A 26,925-nucleotide genomic window follows, 5' to 3' on the forward strand; every position below is an offset into this window, starting at 1 on the left:
TAACCTATGTTTTTCTTAAGTCTCTTTTTGATTGGTGCCTGTTTCGGTTCTTTTTTATGCTTAGTGGCGGAGCGCTTACCAGTAGGGCGTTCTTTGTGGTGGCCCCCTTCCCACTGTCAAGGTTGCCACCAGCCTCTACAACTCTATGAATTAATTCCAGTTGTTTCGATTTTGCTGCAGCGCTTTCGTTGTCGAAAGTGTCAACAGCCAGTAGCTAAGAGTTATCTTTTAGCAGAACTTGTCATGGGCAGCTTAACCGCAAGCTGTTTTTCAGCTGGCCTGACGATTGACGCTGTGATTCTCTGGTGGTGGCTGACGAGCGCTTTCACATTATCCTTGATTGATTACTGGTATTTAGTGGTTGAACCGAAGATTCTTTATCCGAGTTTTTTTGTGCTTTGCTTGCTGAAAGTGGCGGGTCAGCATTCGTTTTACTTACTGACTGGTCTTTTTTGTTTTTGTTTTTTCCGAGCCGTCTTATATTATTTTCCGGAAGCCATGGGGCGAGGGGATCTTTTGTTACTGGGTTTGTGGGGCTGTTTTTTACAGGTACCTCAGTTGCTGATGCTACTATTTTTTGCCAGTAGTTATGGCCTAATCTATGGCTACAGCTGTAAATTTTTGGGGTATCCAGTTGAACAGACACTTCCCTTTGTCCCCTTTTTAAGTTTGGGCTTACTCACAATCAGTTGCTTATAGCAAATAAAAAAAGCCGTAAGGAGCATGCTCCTTACGGCTTTTTAGGGTTTATTTATTGATGTTTTTCATCGCATCTTCAGCAGCCATTTGTGCTTCAATGTCTGAAATACTATAAACGTTTTCGCTAGCTACGCCAACTTCTTTTGGTTCCATGTTACGGTAACGAGCCATACCAGTACCAGCTGGGATGATTTTACCAATGATAACATTTTCTTTCAATCCAAGTAATGGATCTTTTTTGCCACGGATAGCAGCATCTGTTAACACGCGTGTTGTTTCTTGGAAGGATGCAGCAGATAAGAAGCTGTTTGTTTCCAATGACGCTTTGGTAATACCAAGTAAGACTGGACGACTAGTAGCAGGGACGCCACCAGCAACTAATGTGTCGTAGTTACGGTCTTTAAATTCTGCGATGTCCATTAATGTTCCTGGAAGGATTTCAGTGTCACCTGGATCCATTACGCGGATTTTACGTAACATTTGACGAACCATTACTTCGATATGTTTGTCGCCGATTTCTACCCCTTGCATACGGTAAACACGTTGTACTTCACGTAATAGGTAGTTTTCAACAGATAAAACATCACGAACTTGTAATAATTGTTTTGGATCAATTGAACCTTCTGTCAACGGTGCACCACGGTGGATGATGTCGCCTTCAGCAACTTTCATACGTGCAGTGTAAGGGACAGTATAGGTACGTGTATCTGTTTTTCCTTTGATGGTTACTTCTTTTTGACGTGTGGCAGGATCTTCAGAAATATCGATAACTTCACCGGTTACTTCTGTAATCACTGCTTGCCCTTTCGGATTACGTGCTTCAAAGATTTCTTGGATACGAGGTAAACCTTGAGTGATATCGTCACCGGCAACCCCACCGGTATGGAACGTACGCATGGTTAACTGTGTACCAGGTTCCCCGATTGATTGAGCGGCGATTGTACCAACTGCTTCTCCGACTTCAACGTCAGAACCAGTTGCCAAGTTACGTCCGTAACAGTGCTTACATACACCATGTTTTGTGTTACATGTAAAGACAGAACGGATGGTTACTTTTTCAATACCAGCGTCCACGATTTCTCTGGCAAGATCTTCAGTGATTAATTGATCCGCACCAATGATGATTGCACCAGTTTCTGGATGAACAACTGATTTACGTGTATAACGACCTAATAGACGTTCGTCTAATGGTTCGATAATTTCGTTACCTTCACGAATGGCTTCGATTTCAAGACCACGGTCAGTGCCACAGTCGTCTTCACGAATGATTACGTCTTGGGCAACGTCAACTAAACGACGTGTTAAGTAACCTGAATCGGCTGTCTTCAAGGCCGTATCGGTCATCCCTTTACGAGCTCCGTGAGTTGAGATAAACATTTCTAAGACAGAAAGTCCTTCACGGAAGTTTGAGATGATTGGTAATTCCATGATTCGTCCATTCGGAGCGGCCATCAAACCACGCATACCAGCTAACTGTGTAAAGTTTGAGATGTTACCACGGGCTCCAGAGTCAGACATCATGAAGATTGGGTTACGAGCTTCCATACTTTCGATCAGTTTTTGTTGGATTTCATCTTTGGCACCGTTCCAAACGCCGATTACACGTTCATAACGTTCGTCATCAGTAATTAAACCACGACGGAATTGTTTAGTAATTGTTTCAACTTGTTTGTGGGCAGCATCAATGATTGCTTGTTTTTCATGAAGAACCATGATATCGGCAATTCCTACCGTCATCCCAGCATAAGTTGAGTGTTTGTAACCTAAGTCTTTCATGCGGTCAAGCATTTTAGAGGTTTCCGTAATGTGGAATCTCTTGAAGACTTCAGCAATGATATTTCCAAGGTTTTTCTTCTTGAATGGTAAAACTAATTCTTGCTCTTTAATGTGTGCAGGAATGTCTGTACCAGCTTCTACGAAGTATTTATCTGGTGTTTGAACAGTTAAGTTATAGTCTGTTGGTTCGTTCAAGTAAGGGAACTCAACAGGCATGATTTCGTTAAAGATGATCTTACCAACTGTGGTGATTAAGATTCGTTCTTTTTGCCAATCAGTAAATGGTTTGTCACCTAAAAGTGTTGTTTGAACCCCAATCCGTGAGTGTAAATGCACGTAGCCATTTTGCCATGCTAAAACAGCTTCGTTCATGTCGCGGAAGATCATGCCTTCCCCTTCACGGCCTTCTTCTTCCATTGTTAGGTAGTAGTTACCTAAGACCATATCTTGAGATGGTGTAACAACTGGTTTACCATCTTTCGGGTTCAAGATATTTTGGGCAGCAAGCATTAACATACGAGCTTCTGCTTGTGCTTCTTCGTTTAGAGGCACGTGAACCGCCATTTGGTCTCCATCAAAATCGGCATTGTAGGCTTCACACACTAATGGGTGAAGACGGATCGCACGACCTTCTACAAGAACAGGTTCGAAAGCTTGGATCCCTAATCTATGCAACGTAGGTGCCCGGTTAAGTAAAACTGGGTGTTCTTGGATAACTTCTTCTAAGATATCCCAAACTTCATCTTCGCCACGTTCGATTTTACGTTTCGCATTTTTAATGTTTGTCGCAATTTCACGTTGTACTAATTCACGCATTACAAATGGTTTGAATAATTCAATCGCCATTTCTTTTGGTAAACCACATTGGTACATTTTTAAGAACGGACCAACGACGATTACGGAACGACCAGAATAGTCAACACGTTTACCTAGTAAGTTTTGACGGAAACGACCTTGTTTCCCTTTCAACATGTGAGAAAGAGATTTCAATGGACGGTTACCTGGTCCAGTAACTGGACGGCCACGACGACCATTATCGATTAAAGCATCGACCGCTTCTTGTAACATCCGTTTTTCGTTTTGAACGATGATGCTTGGCGCATTTAAGTCTAATAAACGTTTTAGACGATTGTTACGATTGATAACACGGCGGTATAAGTCGTTTAAGTCACTTGTTGCAAAACGACCACCTTCCAATTGAACCATCGGACGTAAATCTGGTGGAATAACTGGGATAACATCCATTACCATCCAGCTTGGTTGGTTACCAGAAGCACGGAAGGCTTCTAAGATGTCTAAACGACGGATGGCACGTGTCCGTTTTTGACCAGAAGCTGTTTTTAATTCTTCTTTTAATTGCGCAACTTCGCCATCTAAATCGACGTTATCTAATAATTGTTTCACGGCTTCGGCACCCATAGCAGCTTTGAAGGCTTGGCCATATTGTTCACGTTTTTCACGATATTCGCGTTCCGTTAACAATTGTTTTTTCTCTAATGTTGTGTCACCTGGTTCGATGACAACGTATGAAGCAAAATAAATGACTTCTTCCAATGCACGAGGGCTCATGTCTAAAACAAGACCCATCCGAGATGGAATTCCTTTAAAGTACCAGATATGTGAAACTGGTGCGGCTAATTCAATATGTCCCATACGTTCACGACGTACTTTTGAACGAGTGACTTCAACGCCACAACGGTCACAGACAATACCTTTATAACGGATACGTTTATATTTACCACAAGCACATTCCCAGTCTTTGGTTGGACCAAAAATGCGTTCACAGAATAACCCTTCACGTTCGGGTTTTAATGTACGGTAGTTAATTGTTTCGGGTTTTTTAACTTCCCCATAAGACCAGCTTCTGATCTTTTCTGGTGAAGCAAGCCCTATTTGCATACTTTCGAATTTATTTACATCGATCAAAAGGAATTCCCTCCATTTCCTTATTTAGAGAAGCTGAGTCAGCAACTTGTTAGCAAATGGCAAGCATCACTTGAAAGAAGGTCTGACGACACTTGGAACAAGTAATGGCTTGCGCAGTTGCAACAAAGTCGCAGTTGAATCAACTCATCAGAGTGGTAGCGACAAATTAGTCTCTGTCTTCGGCTGTTTCAATTTCTTGAACAACGTCTTGTGCTTCTTCTTTCACGACTGATTCTGCTTCTTTTTCCAGCTGTTTCGCTGATTGTTGTTCCGCAAATTTGGTTAGTGCGTCAACGGTGATTAAATCATCATCGTCATCGTCCATATCGCGTAACTCAATCTCAGCTTCCTCAATGTCCAAGACACGCATGTCTAAACCAAGTGATTGTAATTCTTTCACTAATACTCGGAATGATTCAGGCACACCTGGTTTTGGAATTGGTTCACCTTTAACGATGGCTTCGTATGTTTTCACACGTCCGACAACGTCATCAGATTTGTAAGTTAAGATTTCTTGTAATGTGTAAGCAGCACCGTAAGCTTCCAGTGCCCAAACTTCCATTTCCCCGAAACGTTGTCCACCGAATTGAGCTTTACCACCCAACGGTTGTTGCGTAACAAGAGAGTAAGGTCCGATTGAACGAGCATGCAATTTGTCATCAACCATGTGGGCTAATTTAATCATATACATGACACCAACGGAAATACGGTTATCAAATGGTTCACCTGTACGTCCATCGTAAAGAACTGTTTTAGCATCGCTAGCCATACCAGCTTCACGAACAGTTTCCCAAACATCTTCATCGGTTGCCCCATCGAAAACAGGTGTTGCGACGTGAATACCTAATTGGCGAGCAGCCATACCTAAGTGTAATTCAAGTACTTGTCCGATATTCATACGAGAAGGTACCCCTAATGGGTTCAACATGATATCAACAGGTGTTCCGTCAGGTAAGAATGGCATATCTTCTTCCGGCATAATACGGGAAACAACCCCTTTATTTCCGTGACGTCCCGCCATTTTATCTCCTTCGTGAATTTTACGTTTTTGAACGATATAGACACGAACTAACATGTTGACACCTGGTGATAATTCATCGCCAGCTTCACGAGTAAAGATTTTCACATCATGAACGATACCGCCGCCACCGTGAGGTACACGGAGAGACGTGTCACGAACTTCGCGGGCTTTTTCCCCGAAGATTGCGTGTAATAAACGTTCTTCTGCAGATAATTCTGTGACCCCTTTAGGTGTGACTTTACCAACTAGTAAGTCGCCATCTTGAACTTCAGCACCAATGCGGATAATCCCCATTTCGTCTAAGTCTTTCAATGCGTCTTCCCCAACGTTTGGAATTTCACGGGTAATTTCTTCAGGTCCTAATTTTGTATCACGTGCTTCTGATTCATATTCTTCAATATGCACAGAAGTGTAGACATCGTCTTTAACTAAACGACGGCTCATGATAATGGCATCCTCGTAGTTGTAACCTTCCCATGTCATGAAGGCAACTAAGACGTTTTGCCCTAAAGCCATTTCGCCTTCTTCCATAGAAGGTCCATCCGCTAAAGTATCGCCTTTTTCAACTTTTTCACCTAAGTGAACAATTGGGCGTTGGTTGTAGCTTGTTCCTGAGTTAGAACGACGGAATTTTGTAACCATATATTTGTCTAATGCGCCATTGTCGCGACGAATGCGAATTTCTTTTGCATCGACGAATTCTACGACACCGTCATGTTTACATAGTAAAGCAGCACCTGAGTCATGGGCTGATTTATATTCCATACCTGTACCTACCCACGGAGAGCGTGGTTGAATTAACGGCACCGCTTGACGCTGCATGTTGGCACCCATCAAGGCACGGTTGGAGTCATCGTTTTCTAAGAAAGGAATACATGCTGTTGCGACTGCGACTACTTGTTTTGGTGAAACGTCCATGTAGTCAACTTTGTCTACGGCAACTTCTAAGTTTTCACTTTGTAGACGCGCCATAACAACATCATTGGCAAATGTGCCATCTTCATTTAAAAGTGAGTTCGCTTGCGCTACGATATAATGGTCTTCGATGTCTGCTGTTAAGTAATCTACTTGATCAGTAACACGGCCTGTCGCACGATCAACACGGCGATAAGGCGTTTCGATGAAACCAAATTTATTCACTTTTGCGTAACTAGATAAACTATTGATCAACCCGATATTTGGTCCCTCAGGCGTTTCAATTGGACACATACGACCATAGTGAGAGTAGTGAACGTCACGAACTTCATAACCGGCACGGTCACGAGTCAAACCACCAGGCCCTAAGGCTGATAGACGACGTTTATGGGTTAACTCACCTAATGGGTTTGTTTGGTCCATGAACTGTGATAACTGTGAAGAACCAAAGAATTCTTTGATACTTGCTACCACTGGACGGATGTTGATTAATTGTTGTGGTGTCAATGTTTCTGTGTCTTGAATAGACATTCTTTCACGAACCACACGTTCCATACGGGCTAAGCCAATACGGAATTGGTTTTGTAATAATTCGCCTACTGAACGGATACGACGATTACCTAAGTGGTCGATGTCATCGACATTGCCGATATCTTCCATTAAGTTGAAGAAGTAGCTCATTGAAGCAACGATATCTGCTGGACGAACTGTTTTTACGCTGTCGTCTGGATAGCCGTTACCAATCACATTTACGATACGTTCAGGATCTTTTGGTGAAAGAACTTGAATCACTTGGATTGTCATTGGTTCAGTTACTACCGCATCTTCACTTGGATAGTAAGTTACGCTGTTTAAGCCGTTGTCAATGTATTCGCCTAATGTTTCCATGATTTGGTGTGTTAAAACCGTGCCTTTTTCGACAATGATTTCACCAGTTTCTGGATCAACTAGCGTTTCAGCTAAGGTTAAGTTTAAGAGACGTGTTTTTAAGTCTAATTTTTTGTTAACTTTGTAGCGACCAACGTTTGCCAAATCATAACGTTTTGGATCAAAGAAACGTGCAGTTAACAAGCTACGTGAGCTATCTGCTGTTTTTGGTTCGCCTGGGCGAAGACGTTCATAAATGTCTTTCAAGCCTTCTTCTGTACGAGAATCACTTGCGTTTTTGTGTAAATCTTTTTCAATTGTGTTGCGTAAGCTTTCGCTGTCGCCGAAAATTTCGAAGATGGTATCATCTGAACCGAAACCTAAAGCACGAACTAACACAGTTAAAGGAATTTTACGTGTGCGGTCAATCCGAACATAAGAAATGTCTTTCGCATCTGTTTCCATTTCTAACCATGCACCACGGTTAGGAATGACTGTTGAGCCAAAACCTTCTTTGCCGTTTTTGTCCACTTTTCCATGGAAGTAAACACCTGGAGAACGAACTAATTGGGAAACGATAACACGTTCTGCCCCGTTGATGATGAAGGTACCCATTTCTGTCATTAATGGGAAATCGCCGAAGAAGACTTCTTGGGATTTAATTTCACCTGTTTCACGGTTAGTTAAACGTAATGTTACATGTAATGGCGCAGAATAGTTGGCATCATGTGCGCGGGCTTCTTCTACTGTGTACTTTGGTTCTTTTAATTCATAGTCAACAAATTCTAAGGATAAGTTTCCTTGGAAATCATCAATTGGTAAAATGTCTTCAAACATTTCACGAAGTCCCTCATCTAAAAACCATTGATAAGAGTCTGTTTGGATTTCAATTAAATTTGGTAATTCCAATACTTCACTGATACGTGCGAAACTTCTACGTTCGCGATGCTTTCCGTATTTTACTACGTGTCCAGCCAAGCTCTTCACCCCTCTAGTTATAAGTCTATCAAAACACCGATCCGAAAAATTACATTTACGTTACATATATTAAATATATGTAACAAAAAGCATTTTTTGCAGTTTTTAAGCAAAAAAAAACCAAAAATAGAACATGCTTCCGAAAAATTTTCTGGCGTTTCTACTTTTGTTTTCCTATAAAAAACCGGAACGGACAATATTTCGCTCCTGCTTCGTCACTTTCAGATAGTTTTTGCTCTATAGATTCTACTACCTTTGTCTAGAAAAGTCAAGGGTTTCTTTAAGGTTTTCTTTTTCATAAAAAGGAGTTTTTTTGTAAAGGGTTTTAATGAAAAAATGCGTAATAAATAATTACGCATTTTTTCAACAACTAGAAAATATATTCAATTATTTGGTCAATTTTCGCCATATCTTTTAATGGCAAATGCTCAATTTGACTTAATTTTCTTTCAGTGAAGTCCAAAGATTTCAGTTGTGAGATCACTACTTGCCCATGGGTTTCTATGTCATCGGGCAACGTATATCGAGTGGGAATATTTTTAATGGTGGAAGTAATCGGGCAAATCACAGCAAACATGGTTTTCCGATTAAATTCATATCTTGACACGACTAAACCAGGGCGTCTCTTCTGAATTTCTTTACCTGCAGCAGGATCAAAATCAATCCATACAATATCTCCTTTTTTAGGAATGTACTTCTTTTCAACGTTCATTAAAAAAGTTCTCTCCCCTCAGGTGCAAGATCATGCCACTCATCTTTTTCATAATACTCACCTTCTGGACCTTCACTAAATGGATCCTGAATTTTAGGGACTAATGTAATTGTACCGTCGTCAGAATACATCACAATATATTCTTGGTCGACTTTTGGTTTTTTACCATTATCAGTGGGTAAAGTTAAAACGACCGAGCTTCCTTGTCTTCTTGATTTAGTTGTTAGCATGAAATCACTCCCTTCGCTTCATTATACTATGCCTTTGCAATGATGGAAAGAATTTTAAATCACACTTAATGTGACTGAGTTTACTATATAATGCGTAATAAATAATTACGCATTTTCTCCTATCTTCCTATTCACACAAAAAAACGAATGCAAAGATGCATTCGTTTTTGACTAACCGCCACCTAATAAAAAGTCTAGAACATTCATGCCGCCGCTTGTTTGGCTGCGGTAAAGTTCGGTGTAGCCGCATTGGGTACAGCTAATTGTAATAAATTTTTTATTTTGAACATCAAAAATTTTCGCAAAGTTCCCACCTGTTGCTTGAAATTGGTCCGATACATAGTGCATGTTGCCACATTTCTCACAAACATATTGTTGCTTTTCCATTCCCCTCACTCCTTCTCAATAAAATAAGTATAACAAACGCCTGCTTCATTTTCCTCCATCCTAAGTTGGATTTTTTCACTAGTTGACCAAGCCTTTTCCTTTCCGCTACAATAAGCATAACGAATCGGAGGAAAAAATATGTCGACAAAAAGCCAAGTCCTAACTTTATTGATGAAACAAACGCCCGCATTCCTTTCGGGCGAAGAGATGGCACAACGTCTATCCTTATCTCGCACAGCTATTTGGAAAGCGATTAATGAATTGAAAAAAGATGGCTATCAAATTACTAGCGTGCAAAATAAGGGGTATCGCCTTGAAAAATCAGATGTCCTTTCTGCAGAAGGCATTCAGTTGGCATTATGGCCCCAAACGCCACCTTTAACAATTACCGTCCTAGAAACATCTGAATCTACCATGACCGATGCTAAGCGGGCGATTTTAGACCAGACGCCCGACAATACATTGATTGTTGCTGACATGCAAGAAATGCCGCGGGGCAGGTTCGGCCGGCCGTTTTTCGCTACGCCAGGTAAAGGGATTTACATGAGCATGGTGCTTCAACCGAACCAAAATTTTGAAGAAATCGCTCAATATACTGTGATTATGGCCGTAGCGGTCGCTCGAGCAATGGATGCTCTGGCAGGCGTTCACACAGAAATTAAATGGGTCAACGACCTTTATTTAAATGGCAAAAAAGTTTGCGGGATTTTGTCTGAAGCCATGAGCAATGTGGAAACAGGGCAGATTTCTAATGTTATCATCGGCATGGGGATTAATTTTTCAATTACAGAAACCGAATTTCCTGAGGACATTCGGCAGAAAGTGACTTCCCTTTTCCCAGATGGTGAACCGACAGCGACGCGAAATGAATTAGTCGCCAACATTTGGAATCATTTTTATCAAATTTTAGACGAACGTTCAACAGACGAACGTTCAACGAAAGACTTTTTAGAAGAATACCGACAACGCTCCTTTGTGATCGGCAAAGACGTCGCTTTTACCCAAAATGGGCAAGACTTCCGCGGCGTTGCGACAACCATTAATGGAAATGGAGAATTGATTGTCCAGTTGCCTGATGGCACGGCCAAAACGTTGTCTTCTGGGGAAATTAGTTTGGACCAGATTGGTGAATGGCGTCGAGGATAAGTGGGGAAATTTAGAAAGAAGAAAGAGGGACATCAGTCGTATCGACTGATGTCCCTCTTTCTTCTTCTGAAGATAATCAGCTGAACAAAAGCAGCCCCTTCGGAAATTTCTTCTTATTTCTCGGCGCTAAGCACTTTTGTCTCAGCCGCATTATCTTGATACCTGATTATTGAACATTAACATCTATCGCTTGATAAAATGAATTAATCGTGTCATTGATATCCCAAACGGCATAAATAACATGGTATCCTTTCCTATCAGCGGGAATATTTATTCTGTGTGTTTCTGTATCATTGACCATAAATCCTTGACCAGGAGGTAAATCTTGACCGATTGGTTGCCCTACTATGCCAATCAGTTCCATTTCGTCCATCGTTAATGGTGCATTAGGATTCCATCCAGGTTTCGTCATATAGTATCTAAAACGATTGGTCTTATGTTTTGCCGTCATCACCCATTTAAAATTATTCTCTCCTGTTGTTATATTACTTTTTACCCAACGAGTGGCTGTTTGTTCATCTAGTTTGGAATAGCTTGCTAATCCAGCTGAAGGCAACCTTCCATTTAATTGACCCGTGTCTAATAATTTAGTTGGCGCTTCAATTCCTTGGGGTGTCGTGATAATTTCTGGCTGTGAGCTGTCTTGACCAGGTCCCCATCCAAATCCGTTTGCTTCCGCATTTTTGACTCGACTGACTGGGCTATCAACATAGCCGTGTGCATAACTCTGCTGTGCATCTCCTAAAGCAAAAACACTGATCATCGTTGCGCCTACTGCAATTATGAATAACATCATTTTTTTCATGTATATCGCTCCCTTATAAGCAAAACCCTTCAAAAAACATGTAATCTTAATCAACTGAAACGTAAAATCTCCACAACATCATTTTTACTTTTTCGATAGCGACCATCAACTTTGTGCACAATTATTGTCGACATATTTATTTTAAATGAACTAGCAATTCAATAGCAACTGTCCGCCTTTTTTACTGAGAAAAACTTATAGCACTCTTATAAAAAATGTTTGTTTTTTAATTTATCATTATTGAACACCCAACTATTTATAGCGTTTAACCGAGAACAGCCTTGCCCACTCTTTTTTTAGAATGCTCAAGTACTGTTTTTTTAACTGCTTCACTTCCCCACACCTTTAAATTTATTTAAAAAACAATAAATTTTCTTAAACTTCATTGTGAGAACCGCTGCATAAATTCTATACTTCTAGCGTTAGATAAAATAACCTTGTTAGGTGAGGCTCCTATCCAAACATAGGCTATTGCGCAGAAATGTCGAAAGACACCAATGTGTAAAACAGGAATGGTCGAATTAAGGCTCTTCTAAAAATAGCTAAGAGAAATCTTTACGTTGGATAGTGCTAAAGCTCAGACGATGAGAACCGATTGGCTTGCTGTGTCCTGTTTAGTCGCAAGCGCTTATTTACGATCGATGCTGGCTTAGTCTACTCTTTCAAGGGAAAAAGAAAGGGATTCTCATGCAAACATCGAATAAAAAATTTCCACTTTATGCCCTAACAACGCTTGGTTTTACTTTCCTCACTTTGTTAGTGGCGGCTAGTCCAAATTGGTTTCAACAAATGGACGAAGCTATCTATCACATCAAATGGCAATTAAATGCCCCACTTTTAACAGCGGTCAATCTGTTAGCAAAAACAGCCACAATTGGACCAATGCTGCTATTCTTCTTATTATTGATGGTATACCTTTTACGCAAAAAAGAAAAAATCCTAGCCTTTTGGGCTGTCAGTAACCTATTAGCTGTCGGCTTTTTAGGGAGCGTTTTTAAACATGTGGTGGGTCGGGCTCGACCAAACCTAGGCGCTTTAGCTGATCGAAGCTCTGCTAGCTTTCCCAGCGGACATTCATTGTTAGCAATGGCGCTGGTCTGTACGATTTTGATCATTTTGGCCTATCTTCATGTCGAAAAAACCAAAGGCATCAAAATTTTCTTACTCACTTATTTAGTTTTGATTGTGTTAGGTCGCTTAATCTTACGCGTTCATTATCCTAGTGATGTCATTGCTGGGATGCTCCTAAGTTATAGCTGGATCAACTTTTCATTTCAAATTGTCCAACGTTATTTGCCGGCACCTGAACCAGAGGAAGCAGAAGTACCGACACAACGCCGGCGCCGCCATTCTCGTAAAAGAAAAAGTTTATTCGTGGTCTTCAGTTTAACCCTTTTATTTTTAGGTACACTTTCTGTTTCGGCTTACGGCGTCAGCATGTATCGTAATTTGCAAAAAACGGCGAACACCATGTATAAACCAAGAAAATCTTCCACGAAGAGTCCCGATTTAGCCAAAGGTGAGCCGGTTAGTTTCTTAATTATGGGAATTGCGAATGACTCAAAACGCAAAACCGATTACCGCTCCAACGCCTTAATGGTGGTTACAGTGAATAATCAATTACAAAAAACTACCATCACTAGCATCCCGCGTGACTACTATGTGGAAATGGCTGGCACCAATGGCGAATACAATAAAATCAATGCGGCCCACGTTTTCGGTGGTGCCGATATGCAAATCAAAACGGTTGAAAATGTCTTGCACATCCCAATCAATCATTACTTTTCAATTGATATGGATGCTATGAAGGACCTTGGCGATGCGGTGGGCGGCGTCACTGTTGACAATGCCTTTGCTTTTGACGCTGAAGGGATTCATTATCCGAAAGGCAAACAGCATTTAGGTGGCTGGGAAGCTTTACAATACGCGCGCATGCGTTACGAAGACCCTGAAGGCGACTATGGTCGTCAACGCCGCCAACGAGAAGTTTTAATCGAATTAACCAACAAGCTACTTTCTTTTAACAGCTTGCTAAAATATCAAGAAATTCTGGACGTAATCGGCGAACATGGAGAAACCGACTTGTCCTTTGACCAAATGATGGCGATGCTAAAAAAATACACCCCCGCACTAAAAACGATTGAAACCGATCAATTAAAAGGCTACGATTACACTGGCGATGGCGTGACAGGGATTGAAGGTATTTCTTATCAACTTGTGGAAGAGAGTGAACGCCAACGTGTCGAAAATGCCATCAAAGAACAAATGAACCTCTCTACGAAAGACACTGAACAATCGCAATAACGACTAAAAAGCAGCGCCCCTTAATGAAAGGGGCGCTGCTTACTTTGGCTAGTTAGACGGTCATTTCAAAAATATTAATTTTTGTCACCGTTCTTAAACGGTTTGACAATAGAAAAAGATGTTTCCGCATCTCTTTCTTTTTTTATTATAGCACAATTACCTAAAAAATATATTGGAAACTAATTATTTTTTAGCCCTACATGGTATAATAAAATTGTAGAGAAGTTATGGTGGAGGCAAGCGTACAGGAACATGCGCTTTGCGACGAGAATCGCAACGAAGTGAGAAGCGTAGGAGCAGAGACTTTCCCCTTTCGGTGGTGGTGCTTATGAATGTAAGTGCTAAAATCTATGAAAGGAGTAGGCCTTTTGTCTATCGCAGAAGCTTTAGCTCTGATGATTAGTTTCGGCTCTTTTATCGCAACGTTAATCTTCGGAATCCTAAAAGCTGTTAAAGAAGACAATAAAAAATAACCGTCAACTTTAGCGAGTACGGTTATTTTTTATAAATCACTAAAAATCGCTACCGTCTGAAACGGCTCTACACTAGAGAGGTATGTTGGCGCATACCTCTCTTTTCATTGCTATTATAGCACAATTACCTAAAAAAATATATTGTAAACTAATTATTTTTTAGCACCACATGGTATAATGTATGTGTAGAGAAGTTATGGCGGTGGCTATCCAATCTGAAAGAGAGGTGATGCGTATGCACGTATTTCCGAAATTCACAGAAAGGAGAGGCCTTTTGTCAGCATATGAAACAATTCAGACAATTCTTGGGTTTGGTATGTTTACCATTGCTTTGATTGCGCTGATTGTGAAATTGCTTAAAAATGACAAGAAAAAATAACCGTCTACTTTGACCAAGCACGGTTATTTTTAAATAATAAAATTGGTCACCGTCTTAAACGGCTCTACATCAGAGAGATATGTTGGAAGCATATCTCTCTTTTCTTTATCATTATAGCACAACAACCCTAAAAAGACCATCAATAAAAAATGCCCAAGCCTCCTATTTAAAGGCTCGGGCATTTTTATTTTAGGGACCAGTCACTAAATTCCAAGTGACCGCAGCATTGTACTGTTGTCCTTTGGTTCCTTGATTGGCTGGCACTTCTAATTTAATGTTTTCAAACGTAAAATCCAGTTGGTAGACGTCACTACCTGTGAACTGTTGGTTTGCGACAACACTGGTTGCCACATTATTCGCCGTTAAGCTCAAAGAACTAGTCTTACCAACTGCTTTGATTTGTTCAGTTGCTTCGTTATAATTTGTAAAACTTGAAACATTCGCAGGACCTAACAATAAACGAGTCGCTGTTGGCAGACTATCTGTGGTTGCTTTCGGTTGAGATAGTTGCGCTGTCATCTGCCAATTCGGTTGATTTTTCTTAATTCGCAAGTAAGGATTGCGTGTACCATTTTCGTAGTAATCGGCCGCTTTTTTCAAGCCTGATTGTTGCGTTTTACTAGCAATATTCATTTTTCCAAAATCAAAGGTTGGCACGCTGATAAAGCCTTCTGCGGTTGGTGTAATTGTTCCTTGGGTTGTATCTGTCAGACGTACCGCATCCGCAGCGCTCACTGTCGCAAAATTTCCTGTAACATCAAGGGTTGCCGTCAAGCGTTGGTCTGATGTTCCTGAAATTTCGGTGCCAACAAGCGTCACGTTGGCTGTTTGTCCAGCGGGAATTTCGAGACCTGTTAAGCTGATTCCTTGAGCCCAAGTTGTCGCCGTTACTGGATAAATTTTCGGTGCTTGTCCGTCCAATTGGACAGAAAGTGACGTCGGCGTACCAATTCCTGCAGGCCAAGTAGTCGCTGGTTTCACTGTCAGCGTTTTAAGTGGTGCCAGGCTGGTATTTTTCAGTGTTGCCACCCAATCTACACTATCGCCATTATTCACGACACGGTTGGTGCTGGTCAAAGTTAAAGCAGCAGTCGGCGTTTCTTCTTCATAGACCGCCGTCATATCGTCATTATCATCAAAATCCACCTGATAAGTTGGCGTAGCCGTTGTCTTTAAGGTCGTTGGCTTGGCGGTTCCTTTATACCAACCAACAAACTTATAGGTTTTTGCCCCAGCCGCATAAACGCTTGGTAAAGCTTTTGAAGCAGTATAAGTAAAAGGATCACTGGTGACTGTGACTTGATTCCCTTGCGTAAATCCTTGAGGTGGCGTGATTTTGGCGCCAGATTTATCTACAAAGTTTTCAGTCACTCGGCGATTGGTCGCATAGTAATAGATTGGCTTATTAGGATACATTTCTACGCCTGTTGGTGCCACGCTACTTCGAATTAACGTAGCTTTGTACAAACTAGAGAAACTTTGTGTAGGCTCTTCTTTCCAATGAAACTCAATTATTTTGTATTGATTGGCTTTGACTTTCGAAGCAGAAAAGTAAGGTGGTTGTGCCCCCGCATCATACGGATTACCACTAAACATATTCTCAACACGCCCTGCAACTGGATAATCTAGTCCTTGGTAGTTGGCAGGTTTGGTAAAAGAAATTTCTTGGTATTGTCTTGGAATCGTAATCAATGAATTTTTTGTTCCATAGAAATTCATCTGGGGAGTCAATACATATTCCTTTTGCGGGATCGTCAAAGTTTTAACGTTGCCTGTACTGTCGACAGCTGAAACATTACTTAAAACCGTACTCAGCCCATCGATTGTTTCAACAATATCCGTAGTCACCTGAAACCCTGTCGGCTGAAGCAATTGCCCATCTTCCCCAACAAAACCAAATGTCACCGTATTTCCGCCGTATTTAATTTCTTCGTAAACAACGGTTAAATCATCGTTATCGTCAAACGTTGTATCATACTCAGGCGTTCGACTCGTTTCTAACACCTTAGGCTTGGTTTTGCCTTTATACCAGCCTTTAAATCGGTAAGCTTTATTGTTTAAAAAATAACTAAACGGCAATTCCTTCGCCAATTTAAAATGATAAGTATCACTGTCAATCACCGTTTGATTCCCTTGCGTGAAGCCTGTAGGCATTGGTACCTCAGCGCCTGCTTCATCAACATAGTGTTCAGTGACGCGGCGGTTTTCTAAGAAATAGTACATCGTGTTATCTGTCGTGAAATACGTTGGCTGAGCTTCCGTCGATGCCATACTTAAAGCTGCACTATATACCGTTTTGGTAACATCAGGTAGCCAATTACTTCTGTACATACGATAGCTATGAGGCGTCGGTAAATTGTATAAACTATAACGAGTACCATCCGTTGTTATCCGTTCATCTGCCTGACCACTAATATATCTTAACAACGTTGTCGCCAAAGGATAGGCGGTCGTTGAGCCAGTGTAGAATGAACCAGGTGTGACTGTTGGGATTTGATAGCGCTTGGGAATAGTCAAACGAAAATCGGTTACCCCAGAAGTAGAAACTTTAATTTTAGGTACATAGGTTAGTGTTTGGCTAGGAACGGTTAACTGTTTTAAATTACCTGCATTAGCGCCTGTAACAGTCCCCACCTTCTGGACCACATTATCCTCGACAGTTGTTAAGTTCGCCTGAATGTCTACATTCGTTGGCGCAACAAGCGCCCCTTTTTCATCAACAAAGCCAAACTTATAGGTAACTTCTGGAATAGTAGTGGTCATTTCTTTCACTTCATCATAAAAAACATATAAATTGTCGGCACCATCGTAAGTGACATCAAACTCTGGCGTCAATGATGTTTCTAATTTAACAGCTTTCGGATCCGCTGGTCTTACTGCCCCTTTGTACCAGCCCTTAAATCGAAAATAACGATTCCCAGAAGAGTAAGTTGCTGGAAACGCCTTAGGTGCTTTGTAGTGAAACGCGTCTGAATCAACCAATGTTTTTGAAAGGCTGGCATTATACCCTGTAGGATACGCAGGTAAAGCGGCTGGTGTCATGTCATTATAATAAATATTAACCCGTCTGTTGGGTACATAATAATAAATCGTATCATCGGTTGTAAAGTAACTGTTCTTATTTACAGTCGCTCCCATATTGTAGCCAGCAGCAAATTTGACTTTTTGCGTATCATCGGCCCAATAATGCAATTGAGTCCTAAATTGCTTGGGCATTCCCGCAGAAAACATGTTAAAACGAACACCCGTTGTTTCTGTTAGAAAATCTTCACCACTGTCAATCAGTAGTTGATGGGAAATTGCCAGAGGAAAGGTTGTTGTATCGGGGCCTTGATAAAAATTATTCGGGGTTGTCTTAGGGGCATCATATTGCCATGGCAACATAATTTGATGATTGGTCAGACCCGAAAAGCCATTATCTTTCGTGGCATCATCATCAGGAAGCGTGACTTTTGGCACTGTCATTAGCTTAAAATTCCCCAGATTACTAGTCGTAACAGTTCCCACTTTTGTTGTAGTACCTGCTTTCATTTCGACTTTCGTAACATCGGCTGCAAATGTTACTTTGGCAGGATCAATAAACAAACCATTTTCATCAATAAAAGCCATTTTATAGGTTTTTTCAGGAATATCCGCCGTTTTAACGGCACGACTTTCTCGCTTCGTAGGCGCTTCCTGAATTTCTTTAACAGGCGCTGGCATTGCTTCCGCGGTGTCCTGTTCAATCTGCTCTTCTGCTGGTGGCAGTTGCGGCTCCTCTAGCTTCTGCTGAGGAGATTCTATTGTGACTTGTTCTGTAGCGGTTTCTGATGAAGGAATTGCACCGCTAGCTGCCTTTTCCTGACTATCGCTTGACGGTTGTTCACTTAGAGGGTCGTTATCACTTGTCTTTTCTGCAACCAGTGTTTCGGCAACTGCAGAAATGCCATTAAATGGACTGATTAATAAGGAACAACACACAGCGGTTGTGAGTATCTTTTGCCATTTTCGATTCATGTGATTCTCCTTTTTATGTATTGTTTTTATTGCTAATTGTTATATGTACAATTTTTTTAATTTAAATTTATATATTATTCTATCAAAAAAATTACTCCCTGAAATTTCAAATTTTAATACAGCTAACCGACTTTTCCAATGATTCCTGTTATACCAAGGCAGAAGAGCAACTTTTTTACCAAAAAATCGCTCAAACACCAAGCGGATTCACTATTTTTCTCTTGATTTTCGGAAAATCTCCTTAATATTTATCAAGAAAAGCTCAAAATGTTAGAATTAATAACTAACATTTTGAGCTTTTTCCGCAACATCTTTATTATTTGAAAAAAGAACCCTCTACGAAATCCGAAAGGTTGTTAAAAATGACAATAAAAAATAACCGTTTACTTTGACCAGTACGGTTATTTTTAAATAATACAATTGGTCACCGTCTTAAACGGCTCTACATCAGAGAAGTATGTTAGCGCATATCTCTCTTTTCAATGCTATTATAGCACAACGACCATCAAAAGACCATCAATAAAAATGCCCGAGCCTTAGAAAAATAAGAGGCTCGGGCATTTTTATTTTAGGGGCCAGTCACTAAATTCCACGTGACGGCGGCTTGGTATTGTTGGCCAGCCATACCTTGGTTGGCTGGCACTTCTAGTTTGATGTTAGCAAACGTGAAGTCCAACTGATAGACGTCACTGCCTGTGAACTGTTGGTTTGCGACCACCGCTGTTGCGGTATTGTCGGCGGTTAAAGTCACGGTGCTGGTCTTGCCAAGTGGTGTCCTGGTTTCTGTTGGTTGGTTGTAATCGGTAAAGCTGGCAGCAGTGGCCGTTCCTAGCAATAAGCGAGTCGTTGTTGGCAGGCTGTCTGTGGCTGATTTCGGTTGTGACAGCTGCGCCGTTAAACTCCAATTGGCTTGGCTAGTATTCAGGCGTAAATAAGGGTTGCGAGTGCCATTGCCGTAGTAATCTGCGGCCTTCTTCAAACCATATTGTTGCTTACTTCCTGAAATTGCTAGTTTACCAAAATCAAATGTCGGGGTACTAATAAAGCCGTCGCCGTCAGGGCTCGTAATTTCTTGATCTAAATCTTTAATACGGACCGTATCTTTGGCGGTTAAGCTGCCAAAGTTGCCCGTTACCTCAACATCAGCGGTTAAAACTTGACCAGGTTGACCGGTCACGGTGGTTCCTAATATGTTCATTTTTAATTGACCGCCAGCTGGTAAAGGCTGATCCAACGTGATGGACACTCCTGCACCGGTCGTCCATTGTTCTTTGGTGACAGGAAAGGCTTTGGTGTTTTGACCCGTTCCTTGTACAAATATCGTGTTGGGTGCGCCGATGCCAGCCGCCCAAGTTGCCGTTGGCTTGATTTTAATGGTGGTTAACGGCGCTTCGCCTGTGTTCTTCAGTAGTGCTTCCCAGTAGTCCATTGTGGCGCCATTTTCGATTATGTCAACGGCACCTGTTAACGTTAGTTCCGCGGTGGGAATCGCTTCTTGGTACACAGCGGTCATGTCGTCCTCATCATTAAAAGTTGGTGTAAAACTTGGGGTCGTTGTCGTCTTTAATGTTGCTGGCTTGGTTTTGCCTTTAAACCAGCCTTGGAAGATATAGGTTTTTTCACCAGCTTGGTAGATCTTCGGTAAAGCTTTCGTGGCGGTGTAGACATAGTTTTCACTGTCCATCACTAGCTGGTTTCCTTGTGTAAAGCCAGTTGGTGGCGTGATTTTTGCACCACTATCATCTACAAAATGTTCTGTGACCCGCCGATTTTCTAAGTAATAATAAATGGTGCCATCGGGGGTCGATAAATTATAGTTGCCCCCAGCAGTTCCTGAATAGATACTCATTGAGTAAAGTGTCTTCGTGGTGTCCCACGTCCAATAAGAACGGCGGGCAGTATAGCGCGTAGCACTTTTTTGGGTCAAGTTATACGCAGTGGTTCCCACTAAACTACTAACAATATTGTCGGGGTTTTCGATGCCACGGCGCACTTCATTTGGCACTGGATACTTGGTTTTATCCCCTGTATACGCAGTAGTTGGTTTAATCGAAATCGTCTGGTAATACTTAGGAATTTCAACACTCACTTCTTGCGGGCCATAAGTTACGATTGTCCCATCGTCTGGGCGTGTGTAGACTTTTTGCGGGATGGCTAATTTCTTTAATTGACTTGCTGGCATATCGATTCCATCAATTGTGGGAAAAGTCGTCATTTCCCCTGTGGCTCCGTCACTTTCACCCATGGTCGCACTTAGCTTAAACTTGGCGGGATTAATCAAGTTTCCTTGCTCATCAACATAGCCGAACAAAGCTTCTCTCGCTGGCAACGTATAGGTTTTCATCACTGCTTCTTCATAGACCACATGCAAATCGTCATTGTCATCATAGGTCACCGCATAACTAGGCGTTTTGGAGGTTTCCAACGGGTCAGTTTTCGCATTCCCTTTGTACCAACCTTTAAATAAATACGTCTTCCCATCACTGCCTGTGTAACGCTCAGGCAAGGTGCCTTCTTGGGTAAAAGTAAAATCCTCCCCTGTCACAATGGTTTTCTTATCCTGCGTAAAACCTTCTGGCGCAGGAATTGCCCCGCCTGCGGGATTCTCAAATTTTTCCGTGACACGCCGCTTGGTTAAATAATAATACACAGGACCCGCTGTTCCTCGTCTTTGGTGCGAACTAGTTGGACCGCCGACATCTCCATAAAAATAGGTCAGTGCATACATAACGCCTCCTGGTGCCGTAGCTACCGTATATTTAAACGTCTTTTTAGGACCAAACGTCAGCTTATTGGGCATTTTTTCATTGGTTAACTCTAATTCCGTCTCCGCATTGGCGCCCACATAGTTCGTCACTTTGCCCCCAACGTTCGCAAAAACCGTTGGCACTGGATATTGCGTAGTGTCTCCTGTATAAAACGTACTTGGTCGAATGTCCAGGCTTTGATACTCCTTAGGAATAGTAAACGACACTTCAGAAACGCCATAAATGTTACTTGGATCCCGATTGTTGGTATCATATTTAAAAGCTGGTGACGTTGGAATAGACAGTAACTTTCCGCCATTCACAGTGGTGGGCTCAAGGGGGGTTCGTTGTAATTTCTCTTCATAAAACGAAAACGAAGAAAGATTGACCGTCATCGTAATCCGGTCGGGATCAAACAACGTCCCGTCTTCCTCCACAAAGAAAAAGGGAATCTCGCGCCCTTCCACAGAAGAATAACCAATCGCTCGAGAAGCAATTCTTGCCGTTTCCTGTGGCGGCACTGTTTTCGCTTCACTAGCGACCGTTGCCTGTGACTCTTCGGTTGGCTGTGTCGTCTGGTTCGCTTCGTCACTAGACTGAGATGATGCTACTCCTTGCTCCGTCGCCCCAGTAATCGTTTCCGCTAACACAGTCACACCGACCACTGAATCCATGAACAAAGAACAACTTAACCCAACAACTAGCCATCTTTTCCAATTTACTCGCTTCATCTTGCTCCTTCTTTCTATGTAAAAATTCAATCTATAGTCTCTATAAAGTCCTTTCTTAATCAGTATCCTGTTATTATCGATACTGATAACTAGCATTTTTTTATTTATTTTACCAAAGAACACACCGCTTGAAATTTCAAATTTTGACATATTGAGTGCCGTTTTTTAGTGATTCCTATCCTTTCAAGGCTGAGCGCCTCCATTCCCTTTAAAAACAAGTGTTATTTTAGCGAAAATCAAGGATTTAAACGCTCTTTTAACGAACTCCAGCTGATTTTTCCTTAATATTTAAACCAAAAAGCTCAAAATGTTAGTAATAACCACTAACATTTTGAGCTTTTCTCATGATAACTTAACTATTTTAAGGACCTGTAACTAGGTTCCATGTAACTGCGGCCTTGTATTGTTGCCCTTTAACACCTTGATTGGCTGGCACTTCAAGTTTGACATTATTGAAGGTGAAGTCCAACTGGTAAACATTACTACCTGTGAATTGCTTGTTGGCAATAATACTCGTTGCCGTGTTGTTGGCTGTTAAGCTAATGGCACTCGTGGTACCGACCGCATTTTTCAACTCGGTTGGTTGATTGTAATTGGTGAAGCTAGAGACAGGCGCCGCCCCTAATAATAAGCGGGTCGCTGTAGGTAAGCTGTCTGTCGCTGATTTCGGTTGCGACAGTTGCGCCGTTAAGCTCCAATTCGGTTGCGTTTTCTTAATCCGCAGATACGGATTGCGGGTACCGTTACCGTAGTAATCCGCGGCTTGTTTCAAGCTGTGTTGTTGCTTACTTCCTGCAACGCCCACTTGACCGAAATCAAAGGTTGGTACACTAATGAAGCCTTCGGTCGTTGGTGTGACTACTTCTTGATCATTTGGACGAATTCTCACGAAGTTATCCACTGCACGATCTTTAATACCACCAAATACTACAACTTCTGCTTTCAAAACAGTGTTTGGTTTCCCTGTTGCGCGAGTTGTGAAAGCAACTGAAACTTTTTTGCCGATAGGAACAGCATTTGGTAAAGGAACCCCCTCTGTCCAAAGTGTACTATTTACTGGGATTGATTTTGTCGTTCCTCCTTCTGGTGTCACTTCCATGAAGGTTGGGATCGTCAGACCAACTGACCAATTAGGCCCTTTTTTCAAGGTAAGATTCTGTAAGGGTGCTTTGCTGGTATTCGTGATCGTTGTTGTCCAAATTACATTGGTATTCGTATCGATCACTTCTTTTGGTCGAGTTAATGTGACACTAGCCGTTGGTATTTCTTCCTTATACATGGCGGTCATATCGTCATTGCCATCAAAGGTCGCATTGAACGTTGGTGTTGTGGTTTTGTTCAACGTACTTGGCTTGGTTTTTCCTTTGTACCACCCTTGGAAAGTATAGGTCTTGCCATCTGTAGTATACGTCGCTGGTAAAGCTTTTGCCGCTGTATACTTGAAGGTGTTACTAGTCATCGGTACTTGGTTACCTTGGGTGAAGCCTGTTGGTGCGGTAATTTTGGTACCGTTGGCATCAACGAAGTTTTCGGTGACTTTGCGATTGGTTAAATGATAGTAGATTGGCCCTTCGATTGTTTTATATCTAATATTTCCATCGCTTTCATCTAAACTATTAATACTTCTACTCATAATATTCGGATATTTAACACTAGAATCTATCGTCACATTTATCTCCCACGGTGTATAACTCCTATCTTCCCTCTGTGTTAAAGTTAAATTAGAAATAAGCCCTGCTTCAGTGAAAACATTATCTGGTGCAATCGTGCTAATTATTGCTAGTTTAGGCAATGGATAATTCGTCCCAATTTTCCCTGTTTTATCGTAAAGATTTAACGATTCATAATATTTAGGAAGCTTGATTGAGAAGTCAGAAAAGACATCTCCATTCCAGCCGGTTGTAGTAGGTCGCTCGATAGTTGTCGCAGGAAATATTACCTGTTTAAAATTACCTACCGTTGTACCACTCTGATTGGCAGCAATTGTTTTGTAAGAAACGCTTGGATCTACTCCTGCAGGTCGTCTAAAAGAAATCCCCGTATGATTGTACGTAATATTAATATCTGCAGGATTCGCTAACTTACCATCTTCACCAACAAAACCAAATTGGAATGTCTCTGCAGGAAAATCAAAGGCTCTTACTTCCTCATACACCACATTTAAATCATCATTATCATCATAGGTTACCCCATAACTTGGTGCTTTGGTGGTGGTCAAGGTACTTGGTTTGGTTTTACCTTTGTACCAGCCTTTGAACTTGTAGGTCTTACCACCTGTTGTGTAGGTGTCGGGTAAGGTGCCTGCTTGTTTGAAGGTGTACGGGTCACTGGTAATCGCCGTTTGTTTGCCTTGGGTGAAACCACTTGGTGCTGTGATTTTGGCACCGCTTGTGTTTACAAAGTTTTCGGTGACTTTGCGGTTGGTTAAGTGATAGTAGATTGGACTACCGACAGTCCAATAGGTTAAGTTTCCAGAGCTTAAATTAGCGCTATTGATAACTCTACGCAAAAAATATGGATATTTAACACTGGGATCAGCTACTGAATATAGTTCTTTTGGTGTATAACTCTTATCTGCTCGCTGTGTTAATATCAAATTAGCAATAACAGCAGCCTCCGTTTGGTCTGTATTTTCTCCAGTAGAATTGATCATTGTCATAGCAGGTAGTGGATAGTTGGGATTAATCTTTCCTGCTTTATCATAAAGATTTAACGACTGATAGTATCTAGGAAGCTTAATAGAGAAGTTAGAAAAGGCATCACCATTCCATCCCGTTGCGGTAGGTCGAGCAATATTAGCCGCAGGGAGTGTTACCTCTTTTAACTTACCAACAGTTGAACCACTCTGATTGGTGGCAAGTGTTCCAAAAGAAACAGTAGAGCCTGTACCTCCTGTTCCTCTAAAAGCAATGCTCTTATAATCATACGTAATCTTAATATCAGCAAGATTCACTAATTGTCCTGCTTCGTTCACAAAGCCAAATTGATACGTGACTGCTGGGAAATTCGATTCCTCATACACCACATTCAAGTCATCATTGCCATCATAGGTTACCCCATAACTTGGCGCTTTCGTCGTTTTCAAGGGCTCGGTTTTGGTTTTCCCTTTGTACCAGCCTTTGAACTTGTAGGTCTTACCGCCTGTTGTGTAGGTGTCGGGTAAGGTACCTGCTTGTTTGAAGGTGAAGTCATTGCTGGTCATTGGTGTTTTCTTATTTTGGGTAAACCCTGTTGGTGGTGTAATGGCTACGCCGTTCGCATCTACGAACTTTTCGGTGACTTGTTTACGTGTGACTTTGTATTTCGCCACATATGGATGTGGTTCTGTATCGGCGTTAAATCCTATCAATAACGCTGCAACTGACGAGTCAGGCTTTCCTGTTACCATAGCTGTTACAGGAAGAACGGTGTAAACTGTTCCTGCTCCCCATTTTGACTGAATAGAGAACGTATTATCTGTATTGTTTTTTATAAAACTCTTCTCAACAGCATTAGGACTTACTCCTACTGTTGTCGAAGGAGGTCCAGCTATTCCATCAATATTATAATAATATCCTGGTACACTGGTTGTTGTAAGCTCAATTTTATCTACGTAACGTAAAGGTGTTGTAATTTGTAGCTTATTAATTCCTAATCCTCGTTGTGTATACCCAGTTGGAAAGAATTCAAACAGGTTGCTGGGTACTTGCATTACATTCTGTGTTACTACCTTATACCTATTATTTACTGTAGATTTACTAGATACCATCGGATACATTGTATCTGTATAACGTACTACTTGTGTAGTAGAAGCAAGCCAATGGACGTACTCTCCAGTAATATTTAGAGGTTCTGTAAATGCTTTATTCTCTTCATCAAAAAACTCAGCATTAAAACCTGGGAATACTGGTGAATAAACAACTGCCTTAGCTAGCTTTTTATTAGATTCTTTCAGTACATCCTTCGACACTATGCTATTGACATCATTCACAATCTTGCTGTCTGCTTCTTCTTGTTCTTCCGCTTCTTTCGTTGCTTCTTCCTGACTCGTATCAGTCGTCTCTTGACTATTTTCCGTACTGGCTTTCGTTGTTTCTTCCTTCACGCTACTGGCTGGCGTCTCTTCCTTGGCACTACTTTCGGCGGTCGGACTACTTTCAATCGTCACAGTTTCCGCAACTGCCGTCACGCCAGAAAAGGCATTCACTAGCAAAGAACTACATAAGCCAATAGCTGCAAGACGTTGCCATTTATTTCGCTTCATGTCGTCCCTTCTTTCTATGTACGATTCCCGCCAAGCCAATTAAGGCGAAGCCGAGAATGTTCAAATTTGCCTGACTCTTGCTCCCTGTACGAGGGAGCTGCGAGCCAGTTGTGGTGGTCTGTGTCGAACCACCACTTCGTTGATCTCCTTGCGGAGGACCAGCTGGTTCCTTGGGATCAGCAGCTGGCGCATCTGTTTTCGGTGGGGGATCTTTTGGAGCGGGTGTTGTCGGATTTTGGTAAAATTCAATCCCCACCGAACTAGAACCACCATCAGACGCTTCAACATTTATAAAAAAACTAGGAGAAGATAGTAGACACACAATCATTAAATAACGCTTTTTTTTCATTGAAAAACCTCCTTTTAACTCGCTAGCCTTTCTTGCCCTTTTACACAAGAAAGACGAAACAACCTTTTGTTACTCCTCTATAATAACAAAGAAACCCCCAGCAGAAATTGACGATTTTTTCGCACCCCATGCGAAAATTTTGAAGGTTCCTATTCTGACAAGGGTTACAACAGCTGTTATTTAATAATCGGCTCAAAAAAAGGGCGATTTCGGCAAATTTTTACCAAAATCCCCTGACAAA

The 26,925-nt window shown here is 41.5% G+C and carries 14 protein-coding genes, 1 pseudogene and 1 riboswitch; of the genes and pseudogenes, 5 read left to right on the forward strand and 10 right to left on the reverse strand.

Annotation, left to right across the window (positions count from 1 at the left end; all coding sequences use genetic code 11):
• The first annotated feature begins 6 nt into the window (after window positions 1-6).
• The gene (locus IGL23_RS13115) at window positions 7-699 is read left to right on the forward strand and encodes a prepilin peptidase (RefSeq protein ID WP_033594234.1); all 693 of its coding nucleotides are present in this window, start codon (window positions 7-9) and stop codon (window positions 697-699) included.
• A gap of 48 nt (window positions 700-747) precedes the next feature.
• On the opposite strand, the gene rpoC is transcribed toward IGL23_RS13115, so the two are convergent.
• The 5 genes from rpoC to IGL23_RS13140 form a co-directional block, all read right to left on the reverse strand.
• Window positions 748-4,401 (reverse strand): DNA-directed RNA polymerase subunit beta', encoded by a 3,654-nt coding sequence (gene rpoC, locus IGL23_RS13120; protein ID WP_002354777.1) that lies wholly within the window; start codon window positions 4,399-4,401, stop codon window positions 748-750.
• Between the two features lie 166 nt (window positions 4,402-4,567).
• Window positions 4,568-8,182 (reverse strand): DNA-directed RNA polymerase subunit beta, encoded by a 3,615-nt coding sequence (gene rpoB, locus IGL23_RS13125; protein ID WP_033594233.1) that lies wholly within the window; start codon window positions 8,180-8,182, stop codon window positions 4,568-4,570.
• A 370-nt stretch (window positions 8,183-8,552) separates the two neighbouring features.
• Complete coding sequence (locus tag IGL23_RS13130) at window positions 8,553-8,894, reverse strand: type II toxin-antitoxin system PemK/MazF family toxin (RefSeq protein ID WP_002360937.1); 342 nt, start codon at window positions 8,892-8,894, stop codon at window positions 8,553-8,555.
• Window positions 8,894-9,124: a type II toxin-antitoxin system PemI/MazE family antitoxin gene (gene mazE, locus IGL23_RS13135; protein WP_002354773.1), complete on the reverse strand. Its 231-nt coding sequence runs from the start codon at window positions 9,122-9,124 to the stop codon at window positions 8,894-8,896. The genes IGL23_RS13130 and mazE overlap by 1 nt, the downstream gene beginning before the upstream one ends.
• 171 nt (window positions 9,125-9,295) lie before the next feature.
• The gene (locus tag IGL23_RS13140; RefSeq protein ID WP_002354768.1) at window positions 9,296-9,511 is read right to left on the reverse strand and encodes a zinc ribbon domain-containing protein; all 216 of its coding nucleotides are present in this window, start codon (window positions 9,509-9,511) and stop codon (window positions 9,296-9,298) included.
• A 138-nt stretch (window positions 9,512-9,649) separates the two neighbouring features.
• Between IGL23_RS13140 and IGL23_RS13145 the strand changes: the two genes are divergently transcribed.
• Window positions 9,650-10,657, forward strand: a complete 1,008-nt coding sequence (locus tag IGL23_RS13145) for a biotin--[acetyl-CoA-carboxylase] ligase (protein WP_033594232.1) — start codon at window positions 9,650-9,652, stop codon at window positions 10,655-10,657.
• 166 nt (window positions 10,658-10,823) lie between these two features.
• On the opposite strand, the gene IGL23_RS13150 is transcribed toward IGL23_RS13145, so the two are convergent.
• Entirely contained in the window at window positions 10,824-11,462 is a 639-nt protein-coding gene (locus tag IGL23_RS13150) for a lytic polysaccharide monooxygenase (protein ID WP_002375448.1), read from the reverse strand.
• Window positions 11,463-11,891: 429 nt separating this feature from the next.
• A riboswitch (M-box (ykoK) riboswitch) is annotated at window positions 11,892-12,058 on the forward strand.
• A 91-nt stretch (window positions 12,059-12,149) separates the two neighbouring features.
• Between IGL23_RS13150 and IGL23_RS13155 the strand changes: the two genes are divergently transcribed.
• The 3 genes and pseudogenes from IGL23_RS13155 (at window position 12,150) to pepG1 (ending at window position 14,618) form a co-directional block, all read left to right on the forward strand.
• Window positions 12,150-13,766: a phosphatase PAP2/LCP family protein gene (locus IGL23_RS13155; RefSeq protein WP_002372620.1), complete on the forward strand. Its 1,617-nt coding sequence runs from the start codon at window positions 12,150-12,152 to the stop codon at window positions 13,764-13,766.
• A 328-nt stretch (window positions 13,767-14,094) separates the two neighbouring features.
• A pseudogene (locus IGL23_RS13160) lies at window positions 14,095-14,239 on the forward strand (putative holin-like toxin).
• Between the two features lie 235 nt (window positions 14,240-14,474).
• Window positions 14,475-14,618 carry a type I toxin-antitoxin system toxin PepG1 gene (pepG1, locus tag IGL23_RS13165; RefSeq protein ID WP_277813408.1) on the forward strand — a complete coding sequence of 48 codons (144 nt, stop codon included), beginning with the start codon at window positions 14,475-14,477 and terminating at the stop codon, window positions 14,616-14,618.
• A gap of 189 nt (window positions 14,619-14,807) precedes the next feature.
• Here pepG1 and IGL23_RS13170 read toward each other — a convergent pair whose 3' ends face one another.
• The 4 genes from IGL23_RS13170 to IGL23_RS13185 all read right to left on the reverse strand — a co-directional run bounded on the left by IGL23_RS13170 (window position 14,808) and on the right by IGL23_RS13185 (window position 26,684).
• Window positions 14,808-18,614, reverse strand: a complete 3,807-nt coding sequence (locus IGL23_RS13170) for a WxL domain-containing protein (RefSeq protein ID WP_033594230.1) — start codon at window positions 18,612-18,614, stop codon at window positions 14,808-14,810.
• Between the two features lie 568 nt (window positions 18,615-19,182).
• A complete protein-coding gene (locus IGL23_RS13175; RefSeq protein ID WP_033595076.1) occupies window positions 19,183-22,242 on the reverse strand; it encodes a WxL domain-containing protein in 3,060 nt (1,019 codons plus the stop codon).
• Between the two features lie 211 nt (window positions 22,243-22,453).
• Window positions 22,454-26,335, reverse strand: coding sequence for a WxL domain-containing protein (locus IGL23_RS13180; RefSeq protein ID WP_113826347.1), 3,882 nt, complete (start codon window positions 26,333-26,335; stop codon window positions 22,454-22,456).
• Window positions 26,322-26,684: an LPXTG cell wall anchor domain-containing protein gene (locus tag IGL23_RS13185; protein ID WP_104869734.1), complete on the reverse strand. Its 363-nt coding sequence runs from the start codon at window positions 26,682-26,684 to the stop codon at window positions 26,322-26,324. Before IGL23_RS13185 ends, IGL23_RS13180 begins: the two co-directional genes overlap by 14 nt.
• Between the last annotated feature and the right edge of the window lie 241 nt (window positions 26,685-26,925).

Origin of the sequence: Enterococcus sp. MSG3299, from assembly GCF_050555765.1 — a bacterium.
GTDB classification, from domain to species: domain Bacteria; phylum Bacillota; class Bacilli; order Lactobacillales; family Enterococcaceae; genus Enterococcus; species Enterococcus faecalis.